The organism is Photobacterium iliopiscarium, assembly GCF_003026395.1.
Classification (GTDB): domain Bacteria; phylum Pseudomonadota; class Gammaproteobacteria; order Enterobacterales; family Vibrionaceae; genus Photobacterium; species Photobacterium iliopiscarium.
Genome location: NZ_PYOO01000021.1, coordinates 1 through 14,553, shown reverse-complemented (window position 1 = coordinate 14,553; position 14,553 = coordinate 1). Strand labels below are relative to the sequence as shown.

Here is a 14,553-nt window from a genome sequence, read left to right as displayed (position 1 = left end):
TCAGACAGAGAATAAGATTATTTTGCTGCCGCAGCAGGTGCCCATACTTTATCTAATGCGCCTAAAAGAGCATTACTTGCACCTTGTTGGCCTAAGAATTGGGTAATAACGGGAATAAACTTATTGATCATCGCTGGATCCATACCCAGAACAGAGAACACTTTATCAATGTTAGCTTGGTTGCTAAGTAGCTGACCAAGTCCCATTGGTAATGAGTCCGTTAGTTTTTCAGCACCAGGGATCAATTTAGCCAGTTCACTACCTTGAGGACCTGAAAGTTGACTTGCTGCCATGCCCAGTAATGCGCCAGCACCACCGGCTGCTTGCTCTGGTTTAATACCGAGTTCAGAAATAAGTGTTTTTGTGAGCGGGTTTTGTGCAACTTGGCTAACCACTTGATCCGCACTTTCGCCACCGAAAATATCAGACAGACTAAAAGCGTAACTCATGGTGCTTGATGATAACAATGCAACTGCTGCAAGGGTTGTTACGATACGACGTTTTTTCATTGGGAGACTCCTTAGTAAAGATTAATACCGAAGTCTTTTAAATCAGAAATTGACTCGGGTATGTCAATCCTAGTGAAGATTTGTTTTGTTGCAATGATTTTTTGTTGGTTGCATCGCATATGGGTATAAAAAACGGCGCATATAGCGCCGTTTATTTATTTGTTCAAGCTAGATATCTTATAGAATATCTAATAGCTCTACTTCAAATACTAGTGCTGCATACGGAGGGATTGCAGCACCTGCGCCGCGCTCGCCGTAAGCAAGGTTTTGTGGAATAGACAGTTTCCACTTAGAACCTACAGGCATCATTTGAAGTGCTTCAACCCAACCAGCGATAACGCCAGTTACAGGGAATTCTGCAGGTTGACCACGAGATACAGAGCTGTCAAAAACAGTGCCATCTGTTAGCATACCGTGGTAATGCACACGTACTTGCTTGTCTGAAGTTGGAATTTCGCCATTACCTTCAACAAGAACTTCGTACTGAAGACCAGAATCAGTTACTGTAACTTCTGCACGTTGTGCATTTTCAGCTAGGAATGCTTCGCCATCAGCTGCTGCTAGTTTAGCTTGTTCTTGACGAGCTGCATCTGCTGTTGTGTGAAGTTCACGTAGTGCATTGTTGATGTCATCAACTTCGATTTCAGGCATTTCGCCAGCTAGAGAAGTTGCGATACCTTTAGCAATTGCTGCTACGTTTAGGCCTTCAAGACCGCTTTGTGCTAGTTGTTGGCCCATTTGTAGACCAATACCGTAGCTTGCTTTAGTCTCAATTGTATCTAGTTTAACGTCAGACATTATTGTCATCTCTTAATGTAGAATGAATTAAAGCAGGCAGGATAACAGTTTAGCCCCCATCGGGTAAATGTTTGTAACTAATATTCGCTAATTGCGTGACATATGAAGCTTTGGAGTGCTGTATATGGGAAAGGTAAATCGCCGTTCAAATAAAAAAAACGCTAACCAGCAACCGTCAGTGAAATTAAATCTTGGCGAGATAAAGACAAAGTGCAGTGAGCGTGTATCTGGTGTATGTCAGGTATGGCAGCGTTTCCCTCGCTTTCATCGTTGGGCGTTACTTGTTGTTGTGCCAATATTTATTGGTGCGCTAATGCTGCCGTCAGCAAAAGAATTAGAAGGTCAATCTGATGGTGTACCGATGCGACGTGATATTGCCTTAAATTTAGGTAATAGTGATGTTGCAAGTCAGGTGACGTCGGGCCCTAATGTTCAAGCTGAAAATAATCCAGATGGTAAGCAACGTGCGGTTAAACGTACTGATGTGGTATTAGATAGCGCTGATGTTAAAGAAGATGCGGGAATGAAAGCGGCGGGTGGCATGGAAGATCGTGGTCCAGCCCCTGAGCGTAAACCGATGGCCTCAAAAATCTATCCGATCAATGGTGGTAAGGTTTATACCATAGACACAACTACCCATAAACCTGTCGTAGCATCAAAAGCGGCGACGAAGACAGTACCAGTATCAACGCCAAAGGCGACTCAGCAGCCAGCAGGTGCCGCGAACCAATGGTACAGTTATAAAGTGCCTGCTGGGGATACGTTAGCCAATATTTTTCGTAATAAAGGATTACCACTCGGTGATCTTTATGCTATTGCGAAAGTTGAAGGCGCGGGTAAACCGATTAGCCGTATTCAAGCAGGGCAGACATTACGTTATCGTCAAAACAGCCGTGGTAAAATTAATGGCTTACAAATTTTAGGTAATGGTGTTTCTGCTTCATATACTGTTAATGCGAATGGCCGTTTCTATCGTCAATAAATTTGCAATGGTTATACGTTAAATTAATAAGCCGCCAGTTAAGGCGGCTATTATTTTTAAGTGATAAATGTTTAATCCGCGTTATGGCTTATGTTCTGTGGTGAGCGACGGATTTTAGGCCATGGTGCCATTGGAATAATGATCAATAGAATACCTAACCCCGTGAGCAGATCGGGGATCTCGTCAAACCAAAGATAACCAAATATCGCGACAAAAATAAGCCCTGAATACTCCGCAAGTCCAATCTTATAAGTCTCGCTTTGACGGTAAGCCGCAACACAGCAGCCCTGATAACCTAAAGTGAATAACGCACTTGCCGTAATTAATAACCATTGTTTTGGCTGTAGTGGCTGCCAATATTGGTAGGCTAATAGGCTTGATATGGGTAACGATAAAATACCTGTCCAAAATAGAGTACTGATAATCGGTTGTTGTGGCGGTAGTTTACGTACTAAAACATTGTATAACGCCAATGTTGAGGCGGTGCCTAGTGCGGCAAATGCGGCCCAATGAAATTGATCGGGGCGTAACACAATGACGATGCCAATAAACCCGACAGCAGTTGCTAATACTTTTTCTTTATTTGGCCGCTCACCTAATACCAGCATTGATAATGGCAGCATGAGTAACGGTGCTGCGTAAAATAAGGCATTGGCGGTGGCTAATGGAAGGTAAGTTAAGGCAATCAGCAACATGCCACTACCCGCTAATACAAGATGGGCACGGATTGCATTCACCTTCCAATGCCCAATATCACGCTGAGCGGGGGTTAATCGTAGCCATAATGGCGCAATTAGGATCACGCTCAATAGTTGGCGAATAAACATGTACTGAAATGCCGATACGCTACCGTCTAATAATTTTACCGCCACATCAGACAGTGATGACGATAAATTACCGCAAATTAAAATAGCAATACCGATTGAAACCGCAGACCAGCGCATTAGGTGGGATCTTGTAATAACTGCATATCAACATGGGGAATGCCATCTTCAAGGTACATATCTGACGTTTGGGTAAATCCATGAGACTGATAGAACGCCACTAAATATTGTTGAGCACCTATTTCAATTAGCTGTTGTGGCCAAATTTTCTCGGCATGGGTTAATCCCTGACGTAATAATTGATGCCCTAAACCATGTTTACGCTGACTTGGTGTTACCACTACTCGCCCAATACTGACATTATCATAAGTGACGCCAGGGGCTAATAAACGTAAATATGCGACGAGTTCATTGTTTACGTAACCTAACAGATGGAACACATTTGGAGCGCGGTCGTGATCATCAAGATCGGGATACACACAGTTTTGTTCTACACAAAATATCTCTGAACGTAGTTTTAATAGGTCATAAAGCTGGTGGGTTGTTAATTCGTCAAAGGGTAAACACTGCCATGTTGTCATAGTTAACGTCCTGAATTCGGTATGATGCCGTTAGTGTACCGATTTACGTCAAAAATGAAGTTAACAATGGTTAATTTTTGGGATTAATTTCACCACTTGCGAGCCGTTTTTTGATTCGACTTAAACTAATGGAAGTAATACCTAAATAAGAAGCCAATTGGTAATCGGTTATGCGCCCAACTAACTCGGGGAAATGATCACTAAACAGTTGTAATCGTTGCTTCGGAGTGTGCATGAGCATAAAGCGTTCTTTGTGCTCTTTATGCAGTAATTGACGTTCTAATAAGGTTTGATACAACGGGTGCTGCTGCTGACGCCATTGCTGAAACAGGGTAATGGGTAACATGATTAATTGGCTGGCGGATAATGTTTCTAATAAATAGGCTGAGGGCGCGTCATTAATTAAGCTTTCAAAGCCAATAATAACATCTTGATCCCAATAGAACTCTTTACTGAATTGTTTACCTTGTTCGGTTAAATAACACGCATGGCACAAACCGTTTAATAAAAAGTAGCAATGGGTTGGGGTTTGCCCTTGGTGTAATAAAATATGACGAGTCGGAAGATCCAGTGGTTCAGCAACGGCAATGACATCGTTGATGGTGGCGGTATCTGCACCTAGCTGAGCTAAAAAAGCCGCTAATTCAGAATGGTTATTGAAAGACATAAGCGAGTTAATGAATAAAAAGAATGATAGTGGCAGTGTATCAAAAAAATACCGCAACCAAGGCTGCGGTATATAGATATTTTATTGAGGGGAATTATTTACGCGTTTGAAGATCTAATTGATAAATAGCAAACCCACCCGGCGTGGTGTTGACTTGTTGCATTGGGTATTGGCCTTTATCTTTAATAAATTTCGCTGCTTTATCACTGTTCGCGGTTTCAAATTGAATGTCTAGTTTGTTATCACTTTTCAGTGGTGTGAAGTGCCAGTTATTATCTGCACTTGGAACAACTTGACCTTTCTGTTTGCTCACGCGACTGATGTAATCTGATAATACAGTGCGGTTTTCATCCGGAGAGGCAAAGGCAACGAACGCTTCACCTGTACCTGCAAACTTACCACTGTATGCGCGGTAATTATTGGTCGCGATTAAGAACGTTTGCTCTAAATCAATCGGCTTTCCATTAAAGCTTAAATCTTTAATACGATTCGCGGTTGGATTAATCAGTTTACATTCACCGTCGTATTTTGCTGGTTGTGAAATATCAATGTTGTATTTCACGCCATCAATGACATCAAAATTGTAAGTACGGAAACCATCCCAGTTAATAAGTCCTTGTGGCTTCTCACTGTTAACATCAATTTGATTAAACTGTGCCGCGGAACATTCTAGCCATTCTTGAACATCTTTACCTTTTACCTTCATCGCAACAAGGGTATTGGGGTACAAGTATAAGTCAGCCGCGTTACGGAATGTTAGTTGGCCTGCTTCTACTTCGGTGTAGTTACCTGCGTCATTACCACGACCGCCTGCTTTAAATGGGGCAGCTGCTGACAATACAGGCAAACCATCAAGATCGGGGTCGCCTTGAATAAAGCGTTCAACGTAATCTTTTTGTGCCAAGTTAACAATTTGTACTGTTGGGTCGTCTTGAACCAAGGCTAAATAGCTATACATCACATCACTGGCTTTACCAATCGGCTGGTTAACAAAGTCACGGGTAGCGTTATGATCAATTTTTACTGCCGCGACTAATTTTGGATCTGCCTTGATTAATGATTTTTGGTTGGCTTTATCAAAGATAGGACGCGCTTCAGTTAGGGCTGAGGTCACTTTCCAGCTATTACCTTCTTTGTCTAATACCAAATCCATAATACCCACGTGATCACCCCAACGACCGGGCATTACCGCCGGAATACCATTGATGGTGCCTTTGTTGATATCAACACCGGGTAGACTTGCAAAATCTTTACTTGGGAATACCGCATGTGAGTGACCAAATGCAATCGCATCAATCCCTTCAACTTGAGTTAAGAAGTAAACTGAGTTTTCTGCGCCCATTTTATAAGGGTCAGCTGAAACGCCAGAGTGCGGAATGGCAATAATTATATCAGCGCCTTCTGCCTTCATTTGAGGAATGAATTTCTCAGCGGTTTGCTTAATGTCTTTTGCTTCTACTTTACCTTCAAGGTTGTTTTTATCCCACACCATAATTTGTGGTGGTACAAAGCCAATGTAACCAATTTTCAGTTTTTGGTTATTGCCGTCGTTGTCTTTAAAGGTGTAGTCCTGAATAAGGTAAGGGGTAAATAAGTTTTTGCCCGTTTTTAAATCATAAACATTGGCATTGATGTAAGGGAAGTTTGCCCCTTCAATACTGGTGTTTAGGAAATCAATACCATAGTTAAATTCGTGGTTACCAATATTACCTACCGCATAACCGAGTTGGTTCATCACTTTATAGACAGGGTGCACTTCGCCTTTTTTAATGCCTTTTGCTGCCATGTAGTCACCCATAGGGCTACCTTGCAACAAATCACCGTTATCGACTAATACACTATTAATAACTTCAGCGCGTGCTTTTTCAACCAAGGTCGCAGTACGGACTAACCCCGTTTTATCTGTCGGCTTATCTTTGTAGTAATCGTAATCCATTACATTTGTATGAATATCTGTTGTTTCAAGAATACGTAATTTAATCGTTTCTGCATTTGCGGGGCTAGCCAGTAATAGCAAACCACTTAAAACAGCGATTGATAAAGGCTTAACAGATAGTGTCATGTGTTTCTCCAAAGGGTAGGTAAGGAAAGCGTGCCTAAAATAACAAATCTTATGCGGTTACTATCTGAACCCGTCACATAATTGTGCTTTAACTCTCATTTTTTATATGCATAACCATTATTAAGCGGTGAAAGAATCGCAATATTTGATTCAAAACGAAATGTTGCTGATTCAATTAAGAAAGAAAAGGCATAACTTAGGTTCGAAGTGATATTTGAATATTCTTCATTTTGCTTACTGCTAGCTATTTATATCTGCTTTATATTTATTTGCGGTTGATCATTCTATTCGGTCATTAAATTAGGATTGTTTAATTAGTAACCAAACTTTTTGATATAAAAAATGAAACTTTAGAATTTCAAGTTATATCACGGGCTCTCTATAGTGGTTACAGAGCACCAAGGAGAGTTAACAATGGATTATTTACCAATATTTGCGGATTTAAAGCGTCGACCTTGTTTGGTTGTCGGTGGTGGTAATAGCGCATGGCGCAAAACACGGATGTTATTAAAAGCGGGTGCTGATGTTGGTGTGATTGCAACTAAGCTGAATGCTGATTTTACCACGGCGATTGCTGCTAACCAGATCCGCTTTGTTGGTGACACATTTTCTCCCGCGAATCTTGATGGGATTTTTCTAGCCATTGCAGCAACGCCACATAAAGCGCTGAATGCTCTGGTTTACCAATCAGCCAATCAACGTCAAGTGTTAGTGAATGTTGTTGATGATACTCAACGTTGTAGTTTTATTGTGCCTTCTATTGTTGACCGCTCACCGATCATTGTTGCTATTTCATCATCGGGTAAAGCGCCCGTTTTAGCGCGTTTATTGCGTCAAAAACTAGAAGCAACATTGCCACAGCATTTAGGCAAAATGGCGACTATTGCTGGCGGTTTTCGTGATTATCTTGCCACCCAGCTTTCTACTTTTTCTAGTCGTCGCGCCTTTTGGGAGCAAGCATTTAATGGTCGCTTTGCAGATTTGGTTGCCGTCGGTCGTCATAGTGAAGCCCAACAAGCATTAGAACAACAGTTACAACAGCACACGCCACTTGTCGGGCAAGTTGCGTTAATTGGCGCAGGTCCTGGTGATGCGGGGTTACTAACTTTACGCGGTTTGCAATTAATGCAGCAAGCTGATGTGGTGTTGTATGACTACCTTGTTTCCGATGAAGTCATGGCGTTGGTACGTCGTGATGCAGAACTTGTTTGTGTCGGTAAAAAAGCGGGCTTTCATAGTGTGCCACAAGAACAAACCAACCGATTGATTGTTGAATATGCCCAACAAGGTAAACGCGTTGTAAGGCTTAAAGGGGGGGATCCGTTTGTGTTTGGTCGTGGTGCTGAAGAATTAGAAGTGCTAGCAGAAGCTGGGATTGATTTTCAAGTTGTTCCCGGTATTACGGCCGCAGCCGGTGCCACCGCTTATGCAGGCATTCCATTAACCCACCGTGATTATGCTCAAACAGCGATGTTTATTACTGGGCACTTAAAGCCGGATGGTAAACAACTTGATTGGTCAACGTTGGCGCGTGGTAATCAAACATTAGTTATCTATATGGGGCTAATGAAATCCAGTCATATTCAACAGCAATTATTAGATCATGGCCGCGCCCCTGACACTCCAATCGCCATTATCGAACGTGGCACACAAGCCACTCAGAAAGTATTAACCGGACAATTACATGAACTCGCTGATTTAGCACAACATGCTGCATCACCATCATTAATTGTTGTCGGTGAAGTCGTAAAGTTATCACATAAATTAGCTTGGTTCACAACAAAGGAACAGTTACAGCCGCAACCTGAAGCGGCAGTGAAACTGGCATAACATGGAGAGAGTGATGGACCCGAAACGTTTAACCCACCTCAAACAGCTTGAAGCTGAAAGTATTCATATTTTGCGTGAAGTCGCGGCTGAATTTGATAATCCAGTAATGATGTATTCCATCGGTAAAGATTCGTCGGTGATGTTGCATTTAGCCCGTAAGGCTTTTTATCCTGGCAAAATCCCATTTCCATTATTGCACGTTGATACCACTTGGAAATTTCGAGAAATGATTGAATTTCGAGACCGTGCCGCTAAAAAATACGGTTTTGATTTGTTGGTACATCAAAATCCAGAAGGGGTAGCGATGGGGGTTGGACCTTTTACGCATGGTTCATCAAAGCATACCGATATCATGAAAACCCAAGGCCTAAAACAAGCACTCGATAAATACGGTTTTGATGCTGCGTTTGGTGGTGCTCGGCGTGATGAAGAAAAGTCACGTGCGAAAGAGCGAGTGTATTCATTCCGCGATAAAAACCACAGTTGGGATCCAAAAAACCAACGCCCTGAATTATGGAAAACCTATAACGGTCAAATTAATAAAGGCGAAAGCATTCGTGTGTTCCCGTTATCCAATTGGACTGAGCTCGATATTTGGCAATATATATTCTTAGAGCAAATTGAAATTGTGCCATTGTATTTATCCCAAGTACGCCCCGTTGTTGAGCGAGATGGAATGTTAATCATGGTTGATGATGAGCGACTAGAGTTACAACCGGGCGAAACGATTCAACAAAAAAGTGTCCGTTTTAGAACCTTAGGTTGTTATCCATTAACGGGAGCGGTGGAATCAACGGCTGATACGTTACCGGGGATCATTGAAGAAATGCTGGTGGCGACATCCAGTGAACGTCAAGGACGAGCTATCGATCACGATCAATCTGGCTCAATGGAATTGAAAAAACGCCAAGGTTATTTCTAAGGAGAGAATAATGAACAGTGTCATAGAACAACAGGTGGCAGAGCTTGGAATCGAAGCTTATCTCGATCAACATCATAATAAATCTCTGTTGCGATTTTTAACTTGTGGCTCCGTAGACGACGGTAAAAGTACCTTAATTGGTCGTCTGCTGCATGATTCTCACCAAATTTATGAAGATCAACTAGCCGCAATTCATACTGACAGTCAAAAAGTCGGTACCACGGGTGATAAGCCTGATTTGGCATTATTAGTTGATGGATTGCAAGCTGAGCGTGAACAAGGGATCACCATTGATGTTGCTTACCGTTATTTCTCGACCAAAGCGCGTAAATTTATTATTGCTGATACCCCAGGGCATGAGCAGTACACCCGTAATATGGCAACCGGTGCTTCAACCTGTGATGTGGCGGTTATTTTAATCGATGCTCGTAAAGGGGTATTAGATCAAACCCGTCGTCATTCTTATATCGCCAGTTTACTCGGTATTCGCCAATTTATTGTGGCAATTAATAAGATGGATTTGGTCGATTTTGATCAAGCTCGTTTTGACGATATTAGTCAGCAATACCTCCAGTTTTCAAAAAAACTCAATCCTAATATCAATATTCAATTGTTACCTCTGTCAGCTTTAGAGGGTGATAACGTTGTCAGTCAAAGTACCAAGATGTCGTGGTATCAAGGCGAGCCGTTATTAACGCTATTAGAATACGTTGATTTGTCGACGGATGATGATTCGGCAGACTTACGTTTTCCGGTTCAATATGTAAACCGTCCTAATCTCGATTTTCGCGGCTTTGCTGGCACATTAGCGTCGGGTGAATTACGTGTTGGGCAACGAGTTGCCGCATTACCTTCAGGTAAAACATCGACTGTAGAGCGGATTGTCACTTTTGATGGTGACTTAGCATCAGCAACTAAAGGCCAAGCCATTACTGTTACCTTAGCGGATGAAATTGATATTAGTCGTGGTGATACGTTGATCGCAGCAGAAGATGAAGTGCCGCTAAGTAATAATGTATTGGCAGATATCGTGTGGATGGGGGAAACCGCATTAACGGCTGGACGTCAGTATGATATTAAAGTGGCAGGTAAAAAAACGCTAGGCAGTGTGAGTGCGATACGTCATCAAGTTGATATTAATAGTCTTGATACCTTTGCAACCGAGACGTTACCCCTTAATGGCATTGGTTTATGTGAGTTCAACCTACACGATGCGATTGCCGTTGATAGCTATCAAACCTGTAAAGATACTGGCGGCTTTATCATTATTGATCGATTAACCAATGTCACTGTTGGTGCAGGCTTAATTCGTGAATCATTAGCAATAGATAAAAGCAGTCGTTATTCAGCGTTTGAAGTTGAATTTAATGCACTGGTCCGTAAGCATTTCCCGCATTGGGATGCAAAAGATATCGGTCAATTACTGGAGTAATGTGAATGAGCTGGGAACAAGCTACTGTGCTGGCAATGCTAGTAGTGATTATTCTCTGCTTGCTCACTACGAAGATTAAACCCGCGTATTTATTTGCTGGCAGTGCGTTTATTGGTTTTCAAGCAAACTTAATTGAATTACCTGCCATTGCCGCAAATTTTACTAACTCATCATTATTAACTTTAGTGTTATTAATTTTAGTCTCCATTGCTCTTGAAAAAACCCGCTTAATTAGTTGGGTTGGGCGGCAAATTTCACAAGGTGACCATAGTACCGTTGTGGCTAAGCTGGGAGTATCGACGGCGTTATTATCATCTTTTACCAATAATACCGCGGTGGTTGTGTCGTTAATTGGGGCGATAAAACGTAATCAACGCCATGCCCCCTCTAAATTATTACTGCCTTTGTCGTATACCGCTATTTTAGGGGGCACACTGACCTTAATCGGTACATCGACTAACCTTATTATTAATAGTTTTGTAGAAGATATTGGTTTACCGAGTCTGGGTTTTTTTGCCCCGACTATGATTGGCTTAGCGGTATTAGTCATAGGGTTAATGATTTTAATTCCGCTGAGTTATTTTTTACCGGACAACGATGACGACAGTGAAGAACAGTTACCTTATTTTTTAGAGGCGCGAGTAAAAAGTCATTCACCGTTAATAGGAAAGAGTGTCACTGAAAATAGACTGCGTGCATTACGACGTTTATTTTTAGCTGAGCTTATCCGTGAGGGTAAGACTATAGCCCCTGTTTGCCCTGAAACTAAATTACAAGCCGGAGATCGATTATTGTTTTGTGGTGATATTGAAAGTGTTACCACCTTACAAGAAATAGAAGGACTGCATTTATTTGGTCAGCATCATCTTAATGGCCAATCGATGATGGAGGTTGTGGTCAGTCATTCTGCTGCTATTTGTGGTAGTACCTTAAAGAGCACTCAATTTCGTGAAAACTTTGATGCGGTCGTGGTTGCCATTCGTCGTGGTCATGAACGGTTAGCTGGTGGCTTGGGTAATATTGAATTACGCGCGGGTGATACATTGGTTATTGTGCCGGGGAAACTGTTTAACCAAAAGCAAACCAAGCTTGAGCGTGAATTTGTATTGGTTAATGGTCTTGATTCAAGCGCACGTTTAGACCGTTACCGCAGCACAACAGTATTGGTCGGTTTTTTAAGTGTGATTGTATTGGCTTTAGCTGATTGGCTGCCATTGATTAAAGGGTTAGCCGTTTATTTGGTACTGCTGGTGGGATTGGGGATTATTTCCTTTGGTGAGCTTCGACGTCGATTTCCGATTGATATTGTAGTTATTGTTGGATCAGCATTAACGCTGGCACAATTAATGATAACCAGTGGTTTATCACAACAAATGGGCCAAGCACTTATTACCGCATTTAATGGCTGGGGAGTGCATGGTGGTTTAATTGCCATTTATCTACTCACATTAATTCTTACTGAACTGATCACCAATAATGCCGCCGCCGCACTGGTATTTCCCATTAGTTATAGCTTGGCGTTGGGTTATGGTGTCGATCCTATGCCTTTTATTATGGCGGTGTTATTTGGCGCGAGTGCGAGTTTCATTTCACCGTATGGTTATCAAACCAATCTACTCGTTTACAGCGTCGGTAATTATAAAATTAGAGATTATATTAAACTTGGATTACCGCTCTCGATTGTGTATTCCACCGTAGTGTTGATCTTGATCCCAGTCGTCTTTCCCTTTAACTAAATTAACAATGGAATATGTTATGAATACGACAACGAAGTCCCATGCAGACAATAATATTGTCTGGCATAGTTATAGTGTGACTAAAGAGCAACGAGGTCAGCAAAAACAACAGCAGCCTTGCGTGTTATGGTTTACTGGATTGAGTGGCGCTGGTAAGTCGACAGTTGCTGGTGCTCTTGAACATAAACTCTTGGCCTTGGGTTATCATACTTATTTATTAGATGGTGATAATGTTCGCCATGGGTTGTGTAAAGATCTTGGATTTTCAGATCAAGATCGACGTGAAAATATTCGCCGTATTGGTGAGGTAGCCACGTTAATGGCCGATTCAGGATTAATCGTACTGAGTGCATTTATTTCACCTCATCGTGAAGAAAGACAATTAGTTCGAGATTTACTGCCACAAGGTGAGTTTATTGAAGTGTTTGTTGATACCCCTTTGGCTGAATGTGAAAAGCGAGATCCTAAAGGACTGTATAAAAAGGCACGAGCTGGTGAAATAAAGCAATTTACAGGTATTGATGCTGAGTACCAACCCCCCTTACAGCCTGAAATTCGTCTCGCAGCAGATAGTCATAATATTAATGAGTTAGTTGAGCAATGTATTAACGCTTTACGAAGTCGACGTATTATTGCTTGATAACCGGTAACAGGAGTACCGTAAGTGACAACATTACTTGATGCTATATACACCATCGCATTGGATGCGGGTAAATCAATAATGACGCATTATCACAGTAATATTACTGTTGAAAATAAAGCCGATAATAGTCCCGTTACCATTGCTGATCTTGCAGCAAATGAAATTATCATTAATCAGCTACAACAATTGACCCCCAATATTCCTATCTTATCTGAAGAGTCGCCACAGACTGATTGGCAACAGCGTCAATATTGGCAATCCTTTTGGCTGGTGGACCCATTGGATGGCACCAAAGAATTTATCAATAAGAATGGCGAGTTCACCGTTAATATTGCGCTGATTGAAAATGGAAAACCTATTTTAGCGGTTGTCTATGCTCCCGCATTAAATAAAGCATGGCTGGGTGATGGAAAAACAGCTTGGCTTGTGACTAAAGTAGGTAAAGAAGTGATTCGTCTTCTACCTTCTACTATACCGACGGTGGTAGGTAGCCGCTCACATCCATCGGTTGGGTTAGAGGCTTATCTTCAACAATTAGGTGAACATAAATGGATAGCGGTGGGATCATCATTAAAGTTTTGCTTAGTGGCGGAAGGACGTGCTCAATATTACCCGCGTTTCGGACCAACCATGATGTGGGATACCGCTGCTGGTCAATGTATCGCTGAAAGTGCGGGCGCTACAGTGAATGATCTGGACGGCTTCCCTCTTCGTTATGATCGTGAACCCTTATTGAATCCTTGTTTTGTTGTTTCATAATCATTTGAAATTAACCAAAAGTCATTGATTGATCAAATAGTCAGCAGTATTTTTAAATTACGACTATCAATGAAAGATGTTGTTGTATGAATATTGAGTCTTTTATGGCTTTTGGTTGGTATTACTAGCATTCACATCAAAAAAGCAAATAAACAATTGTTATCCTTTCTGTTCCCTCTATAATACAGCCCAACGACACGGAATACCTACGGTTAGTAAGTTACTTACAACCTGTGTGTAACTTGTCGATAAGCGGTTTATAAAAAATCATTGCGGTAATTGACGATTATTATCTTAGATTAAGCTATGAAAATCGCAGTCTTGATTCGAATGTTATTCGAATGGTTAGAAATGTAATTTGTTTTTAACGCAAGGCAAGTCAATAAAGGGTTTGTTAAATCTAATTTAAAAAACTTGTTGACTTTAAATTGGCGCGGAGTAGTATACGCAGCCTCAGCCAATACGATGTATTGTGCTAACGTTCTTTAACAATTTGACCATGCAATCTGTGTGGGCACTCACTAAATAGTTAAGTCGAAAGATTTATCAATAAACTGAGTGACCAATACAAAATAGCCCAATCTATTTATAGAGAAGATTATTTTGGCACAGTTATTTAATTATCATTTTTAAATGATAAAAAGCTTTAAAATTACACTCTTTATTTATAAAGAGTTGGTATTAAAGTCAGTATTTATTGAGCCGGTCGAAAGACCAACAAAACTTTAATTGAAGAGTTTGATCATGGCTCAGATTGAACGCTGGCGGCAGGCCTAACACATGCAAGTCGAGCGGTAACAGATTGATA

Annotated in this window: 13 protein-coding genes and 1 rRNA gene; 8 read left to right on the top strand and 6 right to left on the bottom strand. The window is 41.4% G+C overall.

All coding sequences use genetic code 11. The features are described 5' to 3' along the window. Positions 1–17: 17 nt before the first annotated feature. Both C9J51_RS18370 and C9J51_RS18365 read right to left on the bottom strand, forming a co-directional pair. Positions 18–509, bottom strand: coding sequence for a DUF2780 domain-containing protein (locus C9J51_RS18370; protein WP_045038412.1), 492 nt, complete (start codon positions 507–509; stop codon positions 18–20). A gap of 177 nt (positions 510–686) precedes the next feature. Continuing rightward, positions 687–1,307, bottom strand: coding sequence for an FKBP-type peptidyl-prolyl cis-trans isomerase (locus C9J51_RS18365; RefSeq protein ID WP_045038413.1), 621 nt, complete (start codon positions 1,305–1,307; stop codon positions 687–689). A 124-nt stretch (positions 1,308–1,431) separates the two neighbouring features. Between C9J51_RS18365 and C9J51_RS18360 the strand changes: the two genes are divergently transcribed. Further along, positions 1,432–2,289 carry a LysM-like peptidoglycan-binding domain-containing protein gene (locus tag C9J51_RS18360; protein WP_107275271.1) on the top strand — a complete coding sequence of 286 codons (858 nt, stop codon included), beginning with the start codon at positions 1,432–1,434 and terminating at the stop codon, positions 2,287–2,289. 71 nt (positions 2,290–2,360) lie between these two features. On the opposite strand, the gene C9J51_RS18355 is transcribed toward C9J51_RS18360, so the two are convergent. From C9J51_RS18355 to C9J51_RS18340, 4 genes are all read right to left on the bottom strand, one after another. Continuing rightward, positions 2,361–3,233 carry a DMT family transporter gene (locus tag C9J51_RS18355; RefSeq protein ID WP_045040772.1) on the bottom strand — a complete coding sequence of 291 codons (873 nt, stop codon included), beginning with the start codon at positions 3,231–3,233 and terminating at the stop codon, positions 2,361–2,363. Next, complete coding sequence (locus tag C9J51_RS18350) at positions 3,233–3,694, bottom strand: GNAT family N-acetyltransferase (protein WP_045040771.1); 462 nt, start codon at positions 3,692–3,694, stop codon at positions 3,233–3,235. Before C9J51_RS18350 ends, C9J51_RS18355 begins: the two co-directional genes overlap by 1 nt. Positions 3,695–3,764: 70 nt before the next feature. Further along, complete coding sequence (locus C9J51_RS18345; protein WP_107275270.1) at positions 3,765–4,361, bottom strand: Crp/Fnr family transcriptional regulator; 597 nt, start codon at positions 4,359–4,361, stop codon at positions 3,765–3,767. Positions 4,362–4,455: 94 nt separating this feature from the next. Beyond that, complete coding sequence (locus tag C9J51_RS18340) at positions 4,456–6,423, bottom strand: bifunctional 2',3'-cyclic-nucleotide 2'-phosphodiesterase/3'-nucleotidase (RefSeq protein ID WP_045040769.1); 1,968 nt, start codon at positions 6,421–6,423, stop codon at positions 4,456–4,458. Positions 6,424–6,837: 414 nt separating this feature from the next. Between C9J51_RS18340 and cysG the strand changes: the two genes are divergently transcribed. The 7 genes from cysG to C9J51_RS18305 form a co-directional block, all read left to right on the top strand. Continuing rightward, positions 6,838–8,253: a siroheme synthase CysG gene (gene cysG / locus C9J51_RS18335; RefSeq protein WP_107275269.1), complete on the top strand. Its 1,416-nt coding sequence runs from the start codon at positions 6,838–6,840 to the stop codon at positions 8,251–8,253. Between the two features lie 13 nt (positions 8,254–8,266). Further along, positions 8,267–9,175: a sulfate adenylyltransferase subunit CysD gene (cysD, locus tag C9J51_RS18330; RefSeq protein WP_045040768.1), complete on the top strand. Its 909-nt coding sequence runs from the start codon at positions 8,267–8,269 to the stop codon at positions 9,173–9,175. Positions 9,176–9,185: 10 nt separating this feature from the next. Beyond that, entirely contained in the window at positions 9,186–10,607 is a 1,422-nt protein-coding gene (cysN, locus tag C9J51_RS18325; protein ID WP_045040767.1) for a sulfate adenylyltransferase subunit CysN, read from the top strand. Between the two features lie 5 nt (positions 10,608–10,612). After that, the gene (locus tag C9J51_RS18320; RefSeq protein ID WP_107275268.1) at positions 10,613–12,343 is read left to right on the top strand and encodes an SLC13 family permease; all 1,731 of its coding nucleotides are present in this window, start codon (positions 10,613–10,615) and stop codon (positions 12,341–12,343) included. Between the two features lie 19 nt (positions 12,344–12,362). Beyond that, positions 12,363–12,983: an adenylyl-sulfate kinase gene (gene cysC, locus C9J51_RS18315; RefSeq protein WP_045038932.1), complete on the top strand. Its 621-nt coding sequence runs from the start codon at positions 12,363–12,365 to the stop codon at positions 12,981–12,983. Between the two features lie 24 nt (positions 12,984–13,007). Beyond that, a complete protein-coding gene (cysQ, locus tag C9J51_RS18310) occupies positions 13,008–13,745 on the top strand; it encodes a 3'(2'),5'-bisphosphate nucleotidase CysQ (RefSeq protein ID WP_045040766.1) in 738 nt (245 codons plus the stop codon). Between the two features lie 726 nt (positions 13,746–14,471). After that, positions 14,472–14,553 (top strand): 16S ribosomal RNA (locus tag C9J51_RS18305); the annotation flags it as partial.

Excerpts from the sequence above, each read along its gene's own strand:
- C9J51_RS18340 (WP_045040769.1), bottom strand. The coding sequence starts at position 6,423 with ATGACACTATCTGTTAAGCCTTTATCAATCGCTGTTTTAAGTGGTTTG.
- cysC (WP_045038932.1), top strand. The coding sequence starts at position 12,363 with ATGAATACGACAACGAAGTCCCATGCAGACAATAATATTGTCTGGCAT.
- C9J51_RS18365 (WP_045038413.1), bottom strand. The coding sequence starts at position 1,307 with ATGTCTGACGTTAAACTAGATACAATTGAGACTAAAGCAAGCTACGGT.
- C9J51_RS18350 (WP_045040771.1), bottom strand. The coding sequence starts at position 3,694 with ATGACAACATGGCAGTGTTTACCCTTTGACGAATTAACAACCCACCAG.
- C9J51_RS18355 (WP_045040772.1), bottom strand. The coding sequence starts at position 3,233 with ATGCGCTGGTCTGCGGTTTCAATCGGTATTGCTATTTTAATTTGCGGT.
- C9J51_RS18360 (WP_107275271.1), top strand. The coding sequence starts at position 1,432 with ATGGGAAAGGTAAATCGCCGTTCAAATAAAAAAAACGCTAACCAGCAA.
- cysD (WP_045040768.1), top strand. The coding sequence starts at position 8,267 with ATGGACCCGAAACGTTTAACCCACCTCAAACAGCTTGAAGCTGAAAGT.
- C9J51_RS18320 (WP_107275268.1), top strand. The coding sequence starts at position 10,613 with ATGAGCTGGGAACAAGCTACTGTGCTGGCAATGCTAGTAGTGATTATT.
- C9J51_RS18345 (WP_107275270.1), bottom strand. The coding sequence starts at position 4,361 with ATGTCTTTCAATAACCATTCTGAATTAGCGGCTTTTTTAGCTCAGCTA.
- cysG (WP_107275269.1), top strand. The coding sequence starts at position 6,838 with ATGGATTATTTACCAATATTTGCGGATTTAAAGCGTCGACCTTGTTTG.
- C9J51_RS18370 (WP_045038412.1), bottom strand. The coding sequence starts at position 509 with ATGAAAAAACGTCGTATCGTAACAACCCTTGCAGCAGTTGCATTGTTA.
- cysN (WP_045040767.1), top strand. The coding sequence starts at position 9,186 with ATGAACAGTGTCATAGAACAACAGGTGGCAGAGCTTGGAATCGAAGCT.